At 41.1% G+C, this 17080-nt stretch carries 14 protein-coding genes; 1 reads left to right on the top strand and 13 read right to left on the bottom strand.

Going from position 1 to position 17080, the window contains the following annotated elements:
• Nucleotides 1–226: 226 nt before the first annotated feature.
• Nucleotides 227–709 carry a low molecular weight protein-tyrosine-phosphatase gene (locus NSQ99_RS10110; RefSeq protein ID WP_285855539.1) on the bottom strand — a complete coding sequence of 161 codons (483 nt, stop codon included), beginning with the start codon at nucleotides 707–709 and terminating at the stop codon, nucleotides 227–229.
• A 186-nt stretch (nucleotides 710–895) separates the two neighbouring features.
• Between NSQ99_RS10110 and NSQ99_RS10105 the strand changes: the two genes are divergently transcribed.
• Entirely contained in the window at nucleotides 896–1537 is a 642-nt protein-coding gene (locus tag NSQ99_RS10105) for a thiamine diphosphokinase (protein ID WP_340836396.1), read from the top strand.
• Between the two features lie 159 nt (nucleotides 1538–1696).
• Here the strand turns inward: NSQ99_RS10105 and NSQ99_RS10100 are convergent, their stop codons facing one another.
• The 12 genes from NSQ99_RS10100 to NSQ99_RS10045 all read right to left on the bottom strand — a co-directional run bounded on the left by NSQ99_RS10100 (nucleotide 1697) and on the right by NSQ99_RS10045 (nucleotide 17075).
• On the bottom strand, nucleotides 1697–2740 hold the full coding sequence (locus NSQ99_RS10100; RefSeq protein ID WP_340836395.1) for a glycoside hydrolase family 88/105 protein: 1044 nt from the start codon (nucleotides 2738–2740) through the stop codon (nucleotides 1697–1699).
• 67 nt (nucleotides 2741–2807) lie between these two features.
• Nucleotides 2808–4478 (bottom strand): extracellular solute-binding protein, encoded by a 1671-nt coding sequence (locus tag NSQ99_RS10095; RefSeq protein ID WP_340836394.1) that lies wholly within the window; start codon nucleotides 4476–4478, stop codon nucleotides 2808–2810.
• 45 nt (nucleotides 4479–4523) lie between these two features.
• Nucleotides 4524–5387: a carbohydrate ABC transporter permease gene (locus tag NSQ99_RS10090; RefSeq protein ID WP_432806897.1), complete on the bottom strand. Its 864-nt coding sequence runs from the start codon at nucleotides 5385–5387 to the stop codon at nucleotides 4524–4526.
• Between the two features lie 51 nt (nucleotides 5388–5438).
• Complete coding sequence (locus NSQ99_RS10085) at nucleotides 5439–6362, bottom strand: ABC transporter permease (RefSeq protein WP_251666320.1); 924 nt, start codon at nucleotides 6360–6362, stop codon at nucleotides 5439–5441.
• A gap of 322 nt (nucleotides 6363–6684) precedes the next feature.
• A complete protein-coding gene (locus NSQ99_RS10080) occupies nucleotides 6685–8955 on the bottom strand; it encodes a helix-turn-helix domain-containing protein (protein ID WP_340838772.1) in 2271 nt (756 codons plus the stop codon).
• A gap of 145 nt (nucleotides 8956–9100) precedes the next feature.
• Entirely contained in the window at nucleotides 9101–9874 is a 774-nt protein-coding gene (locus tag NSQ99_RS10075; protein WP_340836393.1) for an MBL fold metallo-hydrolase, read from the bottom strand.
• Between the two features lie 24 nt (nucleotides 9875–9898).
• Complete coding sequence (locus NSQ99_RS10070) at nucleotides 9899–11236, bottom strand: ABC transporter substrate-binding protein (protein WP_251665189.1); 1338 nt, start codon at nucleotides 11234–11236, stop codon at nucleotides 9899–9901.
• A 154-nt stretch (nucleotides 11237–11390) separates the two neighbouring features.
• A complete protein-coding gene (locus NSQ99_RS10065; RefSeq protein WP_340836392.1) occupies nucleotides 11391–12962 on the bottom strand; it encodes a response regulator transcription factor in 1572 nt (523 codons plus the stop codon).
• Entirely contained in the window at nucleotides 12949–14706 is a 1758-nt protein-coding gene (locus tag NSQ99_RS10060) for a sensor histidine kinase (RefSeq protein WP_340836391.1), read from the bottom strand. Before NSQ99_RS10060 ends, NSQ99_RS10065 begins: the two co-directional genes overlap by 14 nt.
• Before the next feature lie 101 nt (nucleotides 14707–14807).
• Nucleotides 14808–15482: a GNAT family N-acetyltransferase gene (locus NSQ99_RS10055; RefSeq protein ID WP_340836390.1), complete on the bottom strand. Its 675-nt coding sequence runs from the start codon at nucleotides 15480–15482 to the stop codon at nucleotides 14808–14810.
• Nucleotides 15483–15521: 39 nt separating this feature from the next.
• On the bottom strand, nucleotides 15522–16184 hold the full coding sequence (locus NSQ99_RS10050; RefSeq protein ID WP_340836388.1) for a GNAT family N-acetyltransferase: 663 nt from the start codon (nucleotides 16182–16184) through the stop codon (nucleotides 15522–15524).
• 24 nt (nucleotides 16185–16208) lie between these two features.
• Nucleotides 16209–17075 carry a carbon-nitrogen hydrolase family protein gene (locus NSQ99_RS10045; RefSeq protein ID WP_251665184.1) on the bottom strand — a complete coding sequence of 289 codons (867 nt, stop codon included), beginning with the start codon at nucleotides 17073–17075 and terminating at the stop codon, nucleotides 16209–16211.
• Between the last annotated feature and the right edge of the window lie 5 nt (nucleotides 17076–17080).

Here is a 17080-nt window from a genome sequence, read left to right as displayed (position 1 = left end):
TATGAAAACATTTCAGCTCACGTACCAATTACGTACGCTGCGCTTCTTGTTTTCTAGCTTCACTCCATCTTCTTGGTCCTGAAAGCCGAATCGGCTTTGATGACGATGAGGATTCATTGAAGTTTACTCGACGGTGAATGGAGTTCATTTGAATAAACGAACAAAAGGAGTGTAACAGCGCTGCAATGTCTCTTAGCTGTTACACTCCTTCTTTATACCAATATGTTTACTGAAGCTGTTGCTTTATTTCATTAAGCAATGTACGACAGCCCTGTTTTACGAGGTCATACACTTCATCAAAATTACCAGTGTAATAAGGATCCGGCACCTCTGTTACATGTGCTCCCGTTACTAGGCTCATAAAGGTTATCACTTTACCATGAGCGCCATCCCCTACCGAGCTACTGAATACACTTTGAACATCCTTTAGATTCTGATTATCCATACATACGATGTATGTAAAGTCATACAAGTCTTTGGCTGCCACTTGTCTTGCCTTCATTCCATTATACGATATCTGCTTTTCATCGAGCAGCTTACGCGTGCCTTCGTGTGGCGGTTTGCCAATATGCCAGTCGCCAGTCCCTGCCGAATCCACCTCAATAAGATGAGACAGCCCTTCTTGCTCCACATAGTGTCGCATAACCGCTTCAGCCATTGGAGAACGGCAAATATTGCCCAAACATACGAACAAAACCTTCTGTTTCAACGTATACCCTCATTTCATCATGAATAATAATTAAGATCGCATCTACTCTACTATAGCGAATTGTTAGTCCTTATTCAATGAACATCATATACTTCTAGTTGTTTATGATCCAACATCTTGATACGATAGAATAAGTAGAAAGTGATCTGATTATTCATATGCAGTACATATAGAAAGGAATTTGTGATGAAAGAACTTGTCATAGCAATATGTAGCGGAGGAACTTTAGGTGAATGGGCTATTCCCTACATTAAAGAAGCTAATTATGTTATAGGCGCTGATCGCGGCGCACAATTTCTAATAGAGCATGGCATTGTACCTAACATCTCTTTAGGAGATTTTGATTCAGTCAGCAGTGAGCAAGTAACGACGATCCAGCGTAATAGTAAGCAATTTATTGGATTCGATGCCATTGATAAGGATTATACTGACTCTCAGCTCGCTTATATGCACGCGCTTGAGCAAAAACCGAATAAAATAATATTCGTTGGAGCTCTCGGCAGCCGATATGATCATTCGCTAGCTAGCATTCAGCTTTTAGAGCTCTCGCTGAAGTATAATATTCCATCAATGATTATCGATCAACACAACACAATACAACTTATGAATGATACATTAAACGTGTCACGTAATGGCTATCGCTATGTGTCACTCATTCCTTATTCTGAGGAGGTCACTGGTATTACACTGCATGGCTTTAAGTACCCGTTGACAGATGCAACACTAACAAAGGGTCATTCGATCGGCATCAGTAATGAGCTCCTCACTGATCAAGCCACAGTAAGCATTAAAAGTGGCAAGCTGCTCGTTATTCAGTCTAACGATTAATACAGCTTACGAATAATTCAATTTTTGAGTAATGCAACAATAAATGAAGTACATTGCAGCATGATCTCTGGAATATGAACAGTAAAGCAAAAAGCCAAGGTAGCTGTATAGGCTCATGGATTAGTCCATGTCTATAAGCTCACTTGTCTTTTTTGCCTCTTACTCTACCTTCTCTTTCTTTTGCCGCTCCGCAAGTGCAGTTAGAAATGCAAGCGCTAAGCCTTGGCCCCAACCCTGAGCCCACTTTTTAGGAATGTTTAGATAGCCTTCAATATCGTTCATTACAGCCGTTCCTGCTGATACATTGAGGACCCTTCCGTTCTCCGTTATATTGTTTGCCATGCCATCAAGAGTCAGATTAATATATTTGCCGTGCAGTGGATTTCCATTCATGACCATTGCAGCAGCTATCCCTGCAGATGCGGAAACCTCACCGTAGGAAGGCCCGTAATCCAGTACGGTTCCCCAAAGTCCATCTTCCCTCTGCAATCGTTTTAAAGTGGCTAATTGATCTCGAAGTGATGAATCAATATGCATATACGGTGGATACAAATAAGGCTGTGGAAGCACTTTACCGACTCTTGACATCGTATACGCTGCCCAAGCATTAGCGCGTCCCCAGAACATTCCTGACATGTGATCCTTATTCACATGATTATAGCCGTGATACCACAGTCCAGTTTTCTCGTCCTGCAGGAAGTTAATATGCCAATAATATTGATGAAGTGCATCTTCAATTAACGATGAATCGTTTAACATCACTCCAACGCGCAGCTGAAAGTAAGCTGCCATAAATAAAGTATCCGCCCAGCATTGCTCAGGGAAATCATTATTCGCAGAGACGGTATGCTGAAGCACTCGATCAGCAAATCGTAGTGCATGGTTACGAATATAATCGATCTTGCTTAGAATCAGATCCAGATACTTCTGTTCGTTGGTATGCTGATATAACGTAACAAGCATATGCCCCATTGCACAAGTATTAACGGTCCATGTCGGTAATCCTGCCTCGATGTATTCATCGCACCAAGCAGCCATTCGATCCAAATAGCTTTGTTCCCCTGTCACCTCGAATGCACGGCTAACACCATAATAGGCTACTCCGCATGGCCAATCCCAGGTTAGATCCATGTTCAATGTGTAGTCTACAACGCGATCAATCGTTGTCTTAAGCTCAGTTGAGTCCATTGCCAATTTCAGCATGCTCTACCTCCAATAATAACCAAAGCCCAAGCAAATGCATGGGCTTTGGAAATGATGAATGTTGATCCTATCTAAAGTTGCCTCTATCAATAATTTCTTGTTTTTCGTCTAAAATCTCTTGATAGCCAGCATCTAGATACGTTTGTTTTGCCTCTTCATATAGCTTATCGAACTGATCCTCAGGTGCAGTTGCAACTTTAATATACAGCTCCTGGAACAACTCATTCAGATCAGCTTTATATTCACTAACTGTTTCAACAACCTCTGTGAACAATGCATCCGGTGTGCGGAATTCAGCTGTTTCTTCGTAATATTTAATGAGATCCTCAGCTAAGTATTCATAGCCAACGGGAGCCCAGTTACGAATTTGAGCCTTTCTGTTAATCTCTGGATCATCATATAATTGAGTTTCGATAACTAGCGCCCAATAGTCTTTATTGTTGTTTAAGGAAAGCACAGACTCTCCTGCAAAATCTGCATTGCGAATAGCTATACCGTCCGAATCAATCGTATAGTTCTCTCCTTCAACGCCATTTTGTAGGAAGAATAAATTATCTGGCTGACTCATCCACTCTAGGAACATCCAGATAGCAATACGCTCAAGCTCAGGCGTTTCATAGTTAATTCCCATAATGAAACCAAACGGCCAGTAGGCACGTCCTTGCGGTTTTAAGCCTTCAGGTACACCTGCATATGGTGGAATAACAGCAAATTCAGCCTCAGGATTATTCGCTAGCGTAGCAGCGATAACGTCGGAGTTGCTAGTTAGATAGCTTCCGAACGTACCTGTGCGACCTGCAACAAACTCTGCTTTCGCTTTGTTTTCATCATCTCTTAGATAGAATTCACGATCAATTAGACCATTATTGTATTGATAGTTTAAGTTTTTAAGCCAGCGCTCTGTTGCTACAGATGTAAAATCAGCGATGGATAGATCAGAATATAAAGCGCGATCTTTTGCATCAATCGGCCAATCACGGAATGCATAGTTGTAATTGAAGTTGTTACGAGTAAGTGTGCCACCTAGTACACCTAGACCAGCTTCCTTCCACTTCACAAGCATTTCATTATATTTCTCTAATGAGGTTAGATCTTCAACCTTCATCCCAACCTTCTCAACCCAGTCTTTGCGAATTAAGCTTACAAAGTTATCTGCAGAAGGACGATCTGCGTAGAAGAAGATCTTCTCATCATTGATAATACCGTATTGCTCGATTGTATCCCCTAGATTTCCCCAATAGGTTGGAGCATAATTTTCAATTTCTGCCCAGTCGATTGGCTGCAATACGCCTTCGCTATAATAAGCAATTTGCTGCGGCATATCGTAATGGAAAATAATATCCGGAGCTTTATGTGCTGCTAGCAGCTGTTGGAAGTCCTGTACTTCGTTAGAACGAGAAATTGGTACGTATTTCACCGTAACATTGTATTTATCGCCAAATTCTTTTTGAATCCATCTTGTGTAATAGTTATCTGCTACGTTCCAGCCTTCAAACGCACGATCATAAACGGGAATTTCAATCGTAACGTTTTCTGGAAATCCATTAGAATAGTCTTGAAAGCCGCCCTCATTTCCCTCATTCCCCTCATTCGTGGATGCTGTAGGCTGTGACGAGTTATTCGAATTTTGATTCGTATTGGAAGGAGTATTCGTGTTGTTGTTTTTACTGCATGCTGCTAACACACTTAAAACCATCATCAACGATAATAAAACTATTGCAATCTTTTTAGATTTCATAGTAAATTGCCTCCTCGTTTAATATAATCTTACCCATGTCACCACTTACTCTTTTACAGCTCCAAGCATGACACCGTTAACAAAGTATTTCTGAATAAAAGGATAAACAATAATGATTGGCAACGTTGCAAAGATGACGCATGCTGCTTTCAGTACTTCAGGATTAGTAAGCTGCACTGACGTCGATTCAAGCTGAAAGCTTTCAGATGCCGTTACCACCATGTAATACAGCTTTAATTGTAGAGGGCGTAAGTCTATGTTCTGTTTAATGTAGAACAAGGCGTCCTGGTAAGTATTCCAGCGACCAACTGCATAAAACAATGCCAGCGTTGCAATGATTGGCTTAGAAAGCGGTAGCACGATGTTGAACAGTACTCTAAAATGACCCGCTCCATCGATCCGTGCCGATTCTTCTAGGCTGACTGGTATCGAGCTATATATAGCACTTCTCATAATTAAAAAGTTAAATGCACTAAATGCAGGTGGTAGAATTAATGACCATAACGTATCTAACAGACCAAGAGAATTAAGAAGCATAAACTCAGGGATTATTCCACCACTGAAGATAAGCGTAAATACGAACATGAACGTAATGAATGAACGTCCTTTTAACTGTCTGCGAGAAAGCGGATATGCAGCACAGATCGTAACGATAAGTCCAAGTATCGTAAACGTAATCGTCACAAAAACCGAGACGTACAGTGAGCGAATGATCGAAGCATCAGCAAACACTTTGCTATACGCTTCGAACGTAAATCCCATTGGCCAGAGCAATACTTTATTGGCAAGCACATAGGAATCCTGACTTAGTGACTTTGCTAAAATATGAATTAACGGTAATAAACAGGCTAGCGATGCTAGGGCAACCACAATATTTATGATGACATCCCATGCGTCATAGCGTTTCATGCCTTTAACCGTCGTTAGGTTGCTAGATGCTTTCATCTCATGCCATCCTTTCTACAATAAGCCGTTCTCACCAAGCTTTTTCGCAATACGATCTGCCAGTATTACGAGAATAAGCCCGATGACTGCTTGGAATAAACCAATTGCAGTAGCACGACTAAATTGTCCAGATTCTATACCCCAACGATAGACAAGCACTTCGATAGTCGTTGTATATTCTGTCGTTGCCTTATTCGCAAGTGCGTACACTCGTTCAAAGTTGCCTCCCATAATTCTACCTAAATTCATAATTAGCAAGGTTACAATTGTCACCCGTATACCTGGGAGCGTAATATGCCATATTTTTCTCCAGCGCCCAGCACCATCCACGTATGCAGCCTCATACAGCTCTGGATTGATCGAACTAATGGAAGCCAGATAAATGATTGTGCCCCAGCCCATACTCGCCCACACACCTATGAGCAAGTAAGACATTAGCCAATGCAGATCTTCCTGCAGAAATGGTATTCGGTTACCGCCAAGATTCTCGATAAGATTATTCACTAAGCCATTACCTACACTAAATAGCTGATAGGCTAATGCACTGATAATGACCCAGGATAAAAAGTGTGGTAAGTAGAGCAGCGTCTGATTTACACGCTTAACCCTTACGTTTTTAATTTCATTAAGTAATATGGCAAGTAAGATCGGTGCTGTAAAGCTTAATATAAAATCTAACGTATTAAGCAATAATGTATTTCTGATAGCACGACCAAAATCTCTTTTTGCAAAGATCTCCTGAAATACCTCAAATCCAACCCATTCGCTATCCCAGAAGCCTTTCGCGATCTTAAAGTCTTTGAAGGCGATGACTAAACCAAACATCGGAAGAATCTTAAACACAAGTACGAAAAAAATTGGAACTAATAGCATTAAATAAAGCTGATTGTCACGCTTTAAATAATAGAGAAAACTACGATTGTCAGAATCACGTTTCATTAAAGCGTTTACAAGTTTCACATCTACACCTTCCCTCCTTTTATTACATCCCCTTTTCAATTTTCAAACCTTCATTTCTAGGAAAACGTCTGATTGATCGGAGAAGCTGATTCTCATATTAACCGCCCTATTAAGTAAAGTAAATTGTACGTTTTGATTATGTTTATCAATTTTGACAGTGCCCGCAATCCCTTGCTGCACAAGGATTTTCTATCTAGCAAGCACGTGTTTCGGTGCAGCCTGGCATATGCTATACATGTAGCTTAGCAAGCAGTCTGCACCTATGATATAAAGGAATCAGTATTGTTCATTCTAATCAAAATCAACCATTAAGCTTCGACGCTTTGTAGCTGCTCGGTGTAATCCCCTCGAATTTTCTAAAGAATCGATTAAAGCTTTGAATGTTGTTATACCCAACCTCTGCTGCAATTTGAGCGACATTCAGGGTTGTTTTAACGAGTAACTGCTTTGCCTTTTGTATTCGTTTTTGATTGATACACTCCATTAAGCTTTTTCCGGTTAGCTCATAAACAATTTTTCGCATATACGAATAGCTGATGCCAATTTCTTTTGCCATATCTTCAAACACGATATCCTCTTTATAGTGTTCATCTAGATATGCAAAGATTTTTTCTAGATAGCCTACCTCATGACAGCTTTGATCAACATACATACTAACCTCTGCGAATAGCTGCTTAAAATATACGTCTAGCTCATCTAATGTTTCCATTGAAGCCATAACCGAATAGATATTTCCTCGGTTAGCGAAAATAGCTGAAGTATTGATGCTTTTCTCATTGAGATGCTTGATCATGACACCGAACAACTGATTATAAATAAACAATATATTGTCATAGGAAATATACGTTGCCGCTTCAATCTGCTTACGGATGAGATCCAGTTCCTCTGTTATGCTGCTAAGATCTCCGGTATCGATGTAATTCACTATTCTTCGCTCACTATTGCTCGGGTAAATATACTTATTATTGACTCGTAACTGCTGCTTCGAAAAGATTAAACGTCCATTCCCCTCAATCATTCGATGCTTTACAAGCTCTAGTGCTTGTAGCAATTGACTAGAAACGTCCGATAAAGCTTCGACAGTATCGCTTATGCCTATCGTTACAGTGTGACCAAAGTTCTCCAAGGCAGCAGCTTGTATGTTATGCAAACTGCTTAGCAGCTCTTCTTGCTCCGCAGTATGATAATTCATGACAATCGCAAATCTGCCCTCTCCATAATTAACGCTTCGTATACGAATCCTGCTTGAGCTTAGCTTCTCAATCTGCGCTATGAATAAATAAAAATGGTAGGAGCGCGTTTCTGGACTTGTTTTATTGATGTATTGACTATATTGATCAAGTGCAGCAACTGAGATGTGATAGTTTCTCTCAGGAAGCATCTCAAGCAACAGCTCTTTCTTTTTTCGATCCAATGCTTCACCTTGCAATAATTGGTGAATCGCAAGACTGTATGAATCCTGCTCTTGTTCCTTAATAAGCAGTGTAAGCTTTTCTTCCTCATCCTGCATTTTCCTAAATGCGCTTCCAAGGAAATCGAGCTCATTTTTCCCTGCAGCACTAGAGATGTTACGTGCACGAATATGCTTAGTTAGTTCTCGCAAAGGCTTAGACAGCCATGTTGCTAGCAGTACAGCTAGAACGGAGCCCACTAAAAAAATGACGATAGAAAAGATAATCATTCCGTGCTGAACTGAACGAGTTTGAGACATTAGTGTATCCATAGAATAGGAATGAATATATAACCAATCATTTAGATTAGAGGTGTTCCAGGTATACAGAAGTCGTTTCCCGTCTACTTCATTAAATTGATAGCCTTGTGCGGCACCTGTCTTTATCATTTCTGAAATAATTGGGATTTGCGTCACATCAGTGAGCAAAGCTGATTTATCGTTATGCGATATGATCGATTGCTCCTTCAAATCAATGAGATAGTAGCTGCTATCCTTTTGATTCGAAGCATCCATATACTGAGCGATTTGTGATTCCTTTAAATTAACAACGAGCATACCCTTCGTTGAAGTAGATAAACGGTTAAGCGGTAATATATAAGAGAAGACCATTTCATTGTCAGCTAGCATGCGCGGAGTCCAAACCCCGGATATACCATCCTTCTGAAGTAATGCTTCATCGATCCATTTGAGCGATTCATATCGCTCGAGCATTGTAATCCCTTTATCTGAGGAGACGATATAATCAGCATCCTGTAAATAAAAAAACGCAGAATATATTCCTTCATTGCTTCTTATTAATCGCTGAAGATCCTTAAGCAGTGATAGACCAATTTCTACGTTTGTATAGTTTTGATTCAGTTGTTCGTAGGTTTTATAGTGACGGAGACGATCAAATATATTAGAAGAGGCTAAGCGGATCGTATCTTGAGCAATATAATTTAAAGCGTTTTCATTCAGCTCCCTATTCGATTCCAAGCTATCCAAAGAAGACTCTGCTATAGCTTTTTCTGAATAACCTAAAATTTGAGTACCACTGTACCACGTTATTATCGTCGTAGGAATCAACATCACACAAAATAAAATAAACACGAGCTGCAGCATCATAGGAAGTCGTTTCATCACACATCACCCTTCTTCCATTGTTATTGCACATTTAAAATTTCAAAGCGTTATCTTTGTGTATATTGATACTAGAACAATCTAATGATAAGCCGATTATTGTAACTTTCAACAGGCAGTAACGATCGCTACTGCCTGTTGAGAATTACAATGATAATTTCAAGCCTGTTTTAGCATAATGAACATAATGCGGTAACAACTCAACATGACGTACATCAATATCATGTGACATATGTGTAATCCAAAGCTCTCTTGGCTTCCACACCATTGACCTTTCAACAATTTCGGTTACATCGTAAAGTGAACGTGTTTCGAATGGATGAGGTTCTTTATAGAAGCTCGCACCTATAATTAGCATATCCACGTTATATAGCAATTGCTGCTGATCTTCAGAAAGTGCGATGCAATCTGGACAATAAACGATACTTTTTCCGAATGGACGATGATCGAAGCGAAAAGCATAGGAATATCCATTGCGTCCATGATTAACTCTCCATATCCGTAACTGCCAGCTGCCTAGCATTAGACCCTCATCTAGCGAGTTAAACTCAATCAATCCTGAGAGCCAAGGAAATCTTGCCTCTATCTCTTGTAAAACCTCTGTTGCAGCATACAGCTTTGGCTTTACTTTCGCATAACGACACTGATCATACCATTGAGGCAGTCCGCCAATATGATCATAGTGAGCATGTGTAATGAGCATTCGTGACACTACTCGCTGCTGTGCTTGCTCCATCTGTATGTGCCAATCTGGTCCACAGTCGATCCATATCGATTCCTCATCCTCTATACAAAGCTGAATGGACGGTCGGTATCTTCGGTTTACACCGGATAACCGCGCCTCCTCACAAACGTCACATTGGCAATAAATCCTTGGAACACCTAACGCATCACTCGTTCCATGAAATACAATATCCATTTCGTTAACCACTCCTTCTCGTTGCTAAAACCCATTACTGCTCTCATTGTTTAGCTTTAAGATTGCATTAGCTTTCATACGGAATGTGCTCGCTGCTTCTTCTATCGATATTTGTTCATATTCCATCTGCTCCCACAGCTCTCTTAGTGTATCAATAATTTCAGCAGAGCCAACAGGATCGACCGGATCACCTGGCGAGCTGTTCTGTTCTGCCCAGTTTACATAATCCATAACCTGTTGCTGTGCTGCTGTTAGATAAGGTTTAATACTTTCTTGAACAACGGATGAAACCGGCACTCCTCGTTCACCTAGTATGAGCCTGTTCGCTTCAATGTCATTTACCCAAAAATCTATAAATTTTGCAGCCTCTGCTTTAACCTTTGAGCTCTCAGCAATCGAAAAAAACATACTGGATTTTAAGAACAGAGCTTGCTTCATATTCGGCCCCAGCATCGGTGCAATCGCCATTGTACGATTCGTAGCCTGCTGCGTCGCCACATACTGATTGGACCATTGCCATATTCCAATCTGCTTACCTTCCGATAAATAATTGTCCGAGAAGCCTTTAATTGCTGCCTTCTCCTCTGAGGTAGGTGTTGCTCGCGAATGGACAAGACGTACAAGTCTTCCAAAGAAATCAACAAAAAATGCATCATCTTCATAGCCAAGAGCTGTCCCCGTTGGATTGTAAAGGGTTTCACCGTTTGTGCGTAAATAGTAGGCGAAAAAGATTTCTGGACGCATGCCATCATCAAAAAACACGCCTGATTTTTGTGCTTGTAACGCTATCCGCTCATAATCATCCCATGTCCATCCTTCTGGTATGTGACCAATACCCATTCGATTCAATATCTCAGGGTCATATTGAAACCCAAGTACATTGATACCGAGCGTCATCCCATAATTTCCGTTGTTGTATATCCCGGCCTTCAAAATATCATCATTGATATTCGCAGTATTTATTTCATTCCCGAAGTATGGATTAAGATCGGTCAGGAGCTGTTTACCTGCATATTGTGCATAATAGCTTGTATCAATTTGAAGAAGATCTGGCAGCTCACCAGCAGCTGCTTGTGGCGCCATTATTTTCCAATAGTCATCGTAGCTTGCATATTCTTCTATATCAATCGTGACATGCTCATTCTTTTGCTCGTACAGCTCTACAACCTGTTTCGTATATTCATGACGGGCATCCCCACCCCACCAGGCAATTCGAATCGTAACAGGCTTTAGCTCTTCACTACGATCAGCTATTCCTCTTAGCTTCGAAGGTGTTACACTGCCAACACTAAAACTAATAGCCACGATGAGAGTGAGCAGAACGCCGATTGCGACAACTACTGTCTTTTTTGAGTATTTCATCCTGACTCCCCCTTACGTGCAGACTGCTCCCTTTTAATAGGCTTGCATTATTATTATATTTTGTCAGTGCGTTTACTGAAATATAAAAAACCGATATGTTTGTTAAAAAAACAGAGGAGCCGTGCTGTGAACAGCCCGTTCCTCTGCAACATGATCATTCGGATATACTCGGTGATTTGCGATATTCCGTTGGTGTTTGGCCTGTGTGCTTCTTGAAAACCTGGCTAAAATATTGCGGATTATCACCAAAACCAAGCTGCTCAGCAAGCTCAAATACTTTGACGTCATTAGAGGATTCTATGATGTTAATGGCCTTCTCGATCCGCAGTCTCATCACGTAATTCGAAAACTTCTCGCCTGTTTCTTTTTTGAACAGCTTCCCTAAATAATCAACATTCATAAACAATACATCATTAGCAATCCAATTAAGAGATAATGTGGATTGATCTAAATGCTTCTGTACAATATCAATGACACGTTCAACTATAGACGAATGCTTTTTCTGCTGAATTTGCAAATTTGTCGTTGTAATTTGTTGAGCAACCTCTAGTATATATTGCTCGATCGCTCGCAGCGTGTGCAGCTCCTCAAGCTTTGCAATGGTAGGCATATAATCATTACTTTCCTCCTGCATACTGTGTCTCGTTATCGAAACGAGCAAGGAGAGCGCATACGACTTGGACATTGCTGTATCAAGGCGGCATTCTGATAGTTCCTGAAAATATCGATTTATTTCACTTTCAGCTGAATGCCAGTCTCCTGATTTCATAAAAAACGATAACTGACCTTCTTCGAAATAAAATGACGGTGTATCAGATCTCAAATTGATCAGATCATTAGTTGTAATGATCGCACCTTCGCCTAGATAGAAGCGATAGTTTAAGCATTCAAGTGTATCATGATACATATTCCGTACCCTACTTATTGTTGCTGTATCGCTAACCGCAATCGTTAAATCTAGCCTGTAATATTCGTGATAAGTCCTTTTTATCTGCTCAAGCCTAGTAAAGAGCCATTCCTTAGCGTAGCTTGCCTTAAGTAAAAGTAATACTTGACTTCCAATCGTTGTACCGAGCTGGACGATGGATGAACCGAGCACATCCTCCGCTATATTTTTAACAGCAAACAAATGCTCATATTCGTAGCTTCCCTCCAGCTGAAGTAAAATGAGCTGAATATAGCCAAGGTCCTCTGAAATGTGGAATAAACGACGATATTCCTCCCAATCCCTCTGCCCATACATTTTGTTCGTCACCAGCTCCTTCAGAAACTGCTCCTTCGCATGTGGCAGAGCCTTAGCTAGCTCTAGCTCCATATGACGCATGAATTGCTCTTTCTTACGAGTTTGCTGAAGGTCGCCTATTACTTCCTTTAAGGCGTCAATGATAAGATTCTCGTTGCACGGCTTTAACAGGTAATGCTTTACGCCAAATTGCATCGCTTTCCTTGCATAATGAAAATCATCAAAGCCCGAAAGCATAATAAAAGCTAACTCAGGATACAGACCTCTAGCTGCCTCAACAAGCTGAAGACCATCCATACCTGGCATTCTAATATCCGAAATAACAATATCTGGTTGCTGTTCTTTAATGAATTGTAATGCTTCAATCCCGTTGCGTGCCGTTCCAATTAATTGAGCATCGAAGTCATTCCATTGAATTAACGTAGATATTCCTTCAAGTATTATCCGTTCATCATCAACAAGCAGCACTTTATTCATACTCATCCCTCACAACATGTGGCAGTTTTAATGTAACCTTCGTACCTGCTCCAATCGTGCTGTCAATGTGAAGTCCATACTCTTCACCATAAAGCATAAGTATCCGCTCTCTTATATTACCAAGCCCAAGCCCGGTTCCTTTAGTCTCTACCTCACCTTTTTTCAGCTGAGCAACGTAAGTCTCAGACATACCAGGCCCATTATCTTCAACAGCAATCATTAGGTATTTGTTAACGACAGATGCCGAGATCCGTATTGAACAAGGCTCAATCATCGGCTCCAATGCGTAATTGACTGCATTCTCAACAAGCGGCTGTACAGATAGCTTTGGAATTCCACTGCTTAATAGATGCTGAGGAATATGAACAGTAAACTCGAGCCGTTCCTCAAAGCGTAGCTTTTGAATAACGAGATAATGGTTAATGATCTCTAGTTCTCGTTCTAGTGTAATGATGGAATCTTTATCGTTAATGGATAATCTGAGTAAAAATCCAAGTGATTCGACCATTTGAGAAATGCGACTCTGATTGCTCATCTTCGCCATCCAGTTAATAGATTCCAACGTATTATATAAGAAATGAGGATTGATTTGAGCTTGTAATGCCTTGAATTGAGTATCCTTAATGACAAGCTGCTTGACATAGTTTTCTTTTATGAGCTCATTAATACGCTCAAGCATAATACGAAAATGCCGCTGAATTTGACCAACCTCATCCATCGCAATCACCGTTGGCTCCTCGTCCTGATAATCAAAGTTACCGAGCTGTACCCTTCTCATTTTTATCGTTAGTTTCTCTAGTGGGTCGGTTATGCGACGAGAAAATTGAAATGCGACGATTACAGCAATGAAGAAGAGGATGATATAAACGGCTAAAACAATATTTTTTGCATTGACGATACTGTGGAATATTTGATTGTAGGGCATGATTGTGACATATGTCCAATCTGTATATGCAGATAAACGATAGGAAATAAAATAAGCATTATTTTTCTGTCTAACGATTTTATATCCTTGATCGTAATCACTAATATCAGAAAGCGCTTGCATATCAAAATCTATCTTATCAGGATAAATCATCTCATGATTACTATTGATAATGATAAACTGCGCATCCTTACGATCCAAGCCTGTAGCATAATCAGAAAACAAACGATTAACATCGATACGAACGGCTAGCATTCCTAAGCTCTCCAAAGAAAGATTCTGAAATCTTCGTACACTTCTAACCGCTGTTAATGTTCGGTCATTCTCGTCTGGTGTCGTCCATGCGATACCGCCCTTTTCATTCTGTGCATCGAGCTTCAAACGTGCTAAGCGAGGTTTATTGAGGGTGATTGGTCTTGACCCTACGGTGTATTCTTTATCGTTAATGTCGTAAAGATTAAAGGAAAGCACATATTTATCTAACGCACCTAAATCAACCATACGCTGTCTAATCTTAGTAAATAGAACATAGCTGCTATAATTGGCCTCTTCGTTCCTGATGTCCCACAAATAGTCTTGTATATCTGGATCAGTAACAACGTTAAAGGATAGCGCAGCGATTTTTTTGAGCTCATTCTCCATCCCTAACGAAGAAATGCTGATTGCCTGAGAGGATTGCTCATACATTAGCTCGTCATATGCGTAAAAAGCATAGCGGTGCACTAGATTCGTGATTAGAATGACACTAGCCATTAACAGAGCTATCAATATAAATATTTTATATTTGATCTTTAGATTAGAAAATATCGTGCCCCAGCCAATCATATCTCTCCTCCTACAAGCAATGCTCACCTACCTAAAAGATGTCATCCCCTTCCGGTTAGAAGGAGATGACATCTGTTTTTACAAAGGAGTATTCATTATTTCTATAGTGGCATTAACTCAACATCAGTCTTACTCTTAAGCTTATCAACCATATCTAGCCACTGCTTAGGCTTATTAGGCAATGCAGAGTAATAGGTTTCAAGAAAAGTAGCAATTAGGTTAGCTGGGAGCTTCTGCAGCTCTTCGTCTGCTGGCAGGAAGCATAGATCCAGCTCAGAAACAGCGTTGCCTTCGTGATCCCACGATGGATGTACATACGTGAAGTTAAGACGTTTATAGCCCATATGAGAAAGCACTTCACGACGAACGATCGGATTCATCGGAGACACTCCACCAAATTCATGGCTTTGCGCACGATACGGATCATATATTTCAGCGAACATCCCAATTGGCGTATTTCCTGCTTTAGCAGCCAGCTTCTGTAGATCCTTTTCACGCTGGCGCATTAGAAAACGTCCAATGCCCATATTAGGCTCACCAATAATCGTGAAATCAGTCATTGCCACCTGCATATCAGCATAATATCGATATTCTGTCGCTCCTACCACCTTGCCATCATGTAGTGCAACATAAACGTGAATGGTAGGGTCCTCAAGCGGCTCCCTCCATAGCTCATAAGCAAGTACCTCTTCAGGTGGAAATATCGTCCCTAGCAATTGGTGCATAGCAGGAAACTGAGGGTCATCGATCGATTGTATACGATGATAGGTTAACATAACGATTACCTCCTAGTAATAATCCAATAATGTATACAACTATGTTATAAACGGATTTCTCCATTGCATAATGGTTCCATAATTGCATGACTCTTCGTCTTCCAAATAATTTTCAGCAACAGCGACAGGCACCCGACCACAGCGCAGTAAAAAAGTAATAACTGGATCCTTCAGCTCTCCTGCCATCACCTTGTCTACATACTGCTCGGCAGAGAGCTGATCAGCATGCTGTGAGTATCCAGGCATTCTCCCGCCACCCAATAAAGCTGATAGCCCCAGATGTACGACCGTTTCATACATCGACTGCATAAGCCATTTGCCAATCCCCGACTTACGATAAGAAGGAACAACACATATGTCTACGACATACAGTGTGTCTCCTTGTGGATTATGGTTTCGAATATAGCCTTCATCTGTAATTTCACTCCATGTATGCTTATGACCATATTGCTCCAGCTGAACGATTAGTCCAGTCATGGAGCCAACGATGGTACCGTTCACTTCCGCACATAAAGCACCTTCAGGAAAACGAGTGATATGCTCCTTCAGCTGCTCCTTGTTCCACCATAGCTCTTCAGGAAATGGGGGCGGAAAGCTAAGCCGTTGGACATCGATCAATCCTTCGATATCAGCCAGTGTATAGTTACGAATCGTAACAAGCTCCGGCTTTCCGTCCTGAATGACGTACAGCTGTTTATTCACGGCAACTCACCCCTTATATCGACATTATGAAGATGACCAATCGGTATATAGGTCGGTACGTCGATCACGCCAAGTCATGACTGAGCCCTTTGCTCGAACGTCTTGCAGCAGCGCTAGGTCAAGGTCGCCAACAACGAGCATATCGTCATTGATTACACCTTCAGCGATGATGCCTCCTGGTGGGAAAGGGATATCATTGGGCGCCAGAATTGCAGCCTGACCATAGTTAGCACGCATAAAATCTACGGAGCGTAGTGCACCAACTGTACCCGTTGTAACGACATAAATTTGATTTTCAATCGTTCTCGCGTGGCAGCAATAGCGCACACGATGAAAGCCGTGGCGATCATCTGTACAGGATGGGCAATAAATAACGTCTGCCCCCTGCGCGCGTGCCATTCGTACGATTTCAGGAAATTCAATATCGTAGCAGGTAAGCATTGCAATTTTACCGAAAGGCGTATCGAACACAGCAACACCATCTCCAGCACTCATATCCCACTCCTCCACCTCAGTCGGTGTTAAGTGGATCTTGTGCTGTATCTGAATATCTCCTTGAGGAGAAAAATAATGCGCGGCATTACGACGCGTTCCATCCGACATAGCTACGACATGTGTCCCGCCAATTAGATGCATGTGATAAGAAGCCGCTAATGACTTAAAAAGCTCAATATACGCGTCCGTATAATTCGGCAGCTTGTCGATCGTTTGTGCATTCCCTTGCTCATCTGGAATAGAAAGCAGCTGGGTCGTCATAAATTCCGGGAACAGCAGCAGCTGTACTCCATACTCCGATGCGTTACGGACATAATGCTCCACCTGATGAGCGAATTGCTCAAATGTTGTAATATCCGCTAATTTATATTGAACCGCTCCTACACGATATTTCACAGTAT

The organism is Paenibacillus sp. FSL W7-1287 (genome assembly GCF_038004245.1).
Taxonomy (GTDB): Bacteria; Bacillota; Bacilli; order Paenibacillales; family Paenibacillaceae; genus Pristimantibacillus; species Pristimantibacillus camelliae.
Note: the sequence above shows the minus strand (reverse complement) of the source record. Positions and strands in the feature narration are given on the sequence as shown.

Excerpts from the sequence above, each read along its gene's own strand:
- NSQ99_RS10105 (WP_340836396.1), top strand. The coding sequence starts at position 896 with ATGAAAGAACTTGTCATAGCAATATGTAGCGGAGGAACTTTAGGTGAA.
- NSQ99_RS10100 (WP_340836395.1), bottom strand. The coding sequence starts at position 2,740 with ATGCTGAAATTGGCAATGGACTCAACTGAGCTTAAGACAACGATTGAT.
- NSQ99_RS10095 (WP_340836394.1), bottom strand. The coding sequence starts at position 4,478 with ATGAAATCTAAAAAGATTGCAATAGTTTTATTATCGTTGATGATGGTT.
- NSQ99_RS10090 (WP_432806897.1), bottom strand. The coding sequence starts at position 5,387 with ATGAAACGCTATGACGCATGGGATGTCATCATAAATATTGTGGTTGCC.
- NSQ99_RS10085 (WP_251666320.1), bottom strand. The coding sequence starts at position 6,362 with ATGAAACGTGATTCTGACAATCGTAGTTTTCTCTATTATTTAAAGCGT.
- NSQ99_RS10080 (WP_340838772.1), bottom strand. The coding sequence starts at position 8,955 with ATGAAACGACTTCCTATGATGCTGCAGCTCGTGTTTATTTTATTTTGT.
- NSQ99_RS10075 (WP_340836393.1), bottom strand. The coding sequence starts at position 9,874 with ATGGATATTGTATTTCATGGAACGAGTGATGCGTTAGGTGTTCCAAGG.
- NSQ99_RS10070 (WP_251665189.1), bottom strand. The coding sequence starts at position 11,236 with ATGAAATACTCAAAAAAGACAGTAGTTGTCGCAATCGGCGTTCTGCTC.
- NSQ99_RS10065 (WP_340836392.1), bottom strand. The coding sequence starts at position 12,962 with ATGAGTATGAATAAAGTGCTGCTTGTTGATGATGAACGGATAATACTT.
- NSQ99_RS10060 (WP_340836391.1), bottom strand. The coding sequence starts at position 14,706 with ATGATTGGCTGGGGCACGATATTTTCTAATCTAAAGATCAAATATAAA.
- NSQ99_RS10055 (WP_340836390.1), bottom strand. The coding sequence starts at position 15,482 with ATGTTAACCTATCATCGTATACAATCGATCGATGACCCTCAGTTTCCT.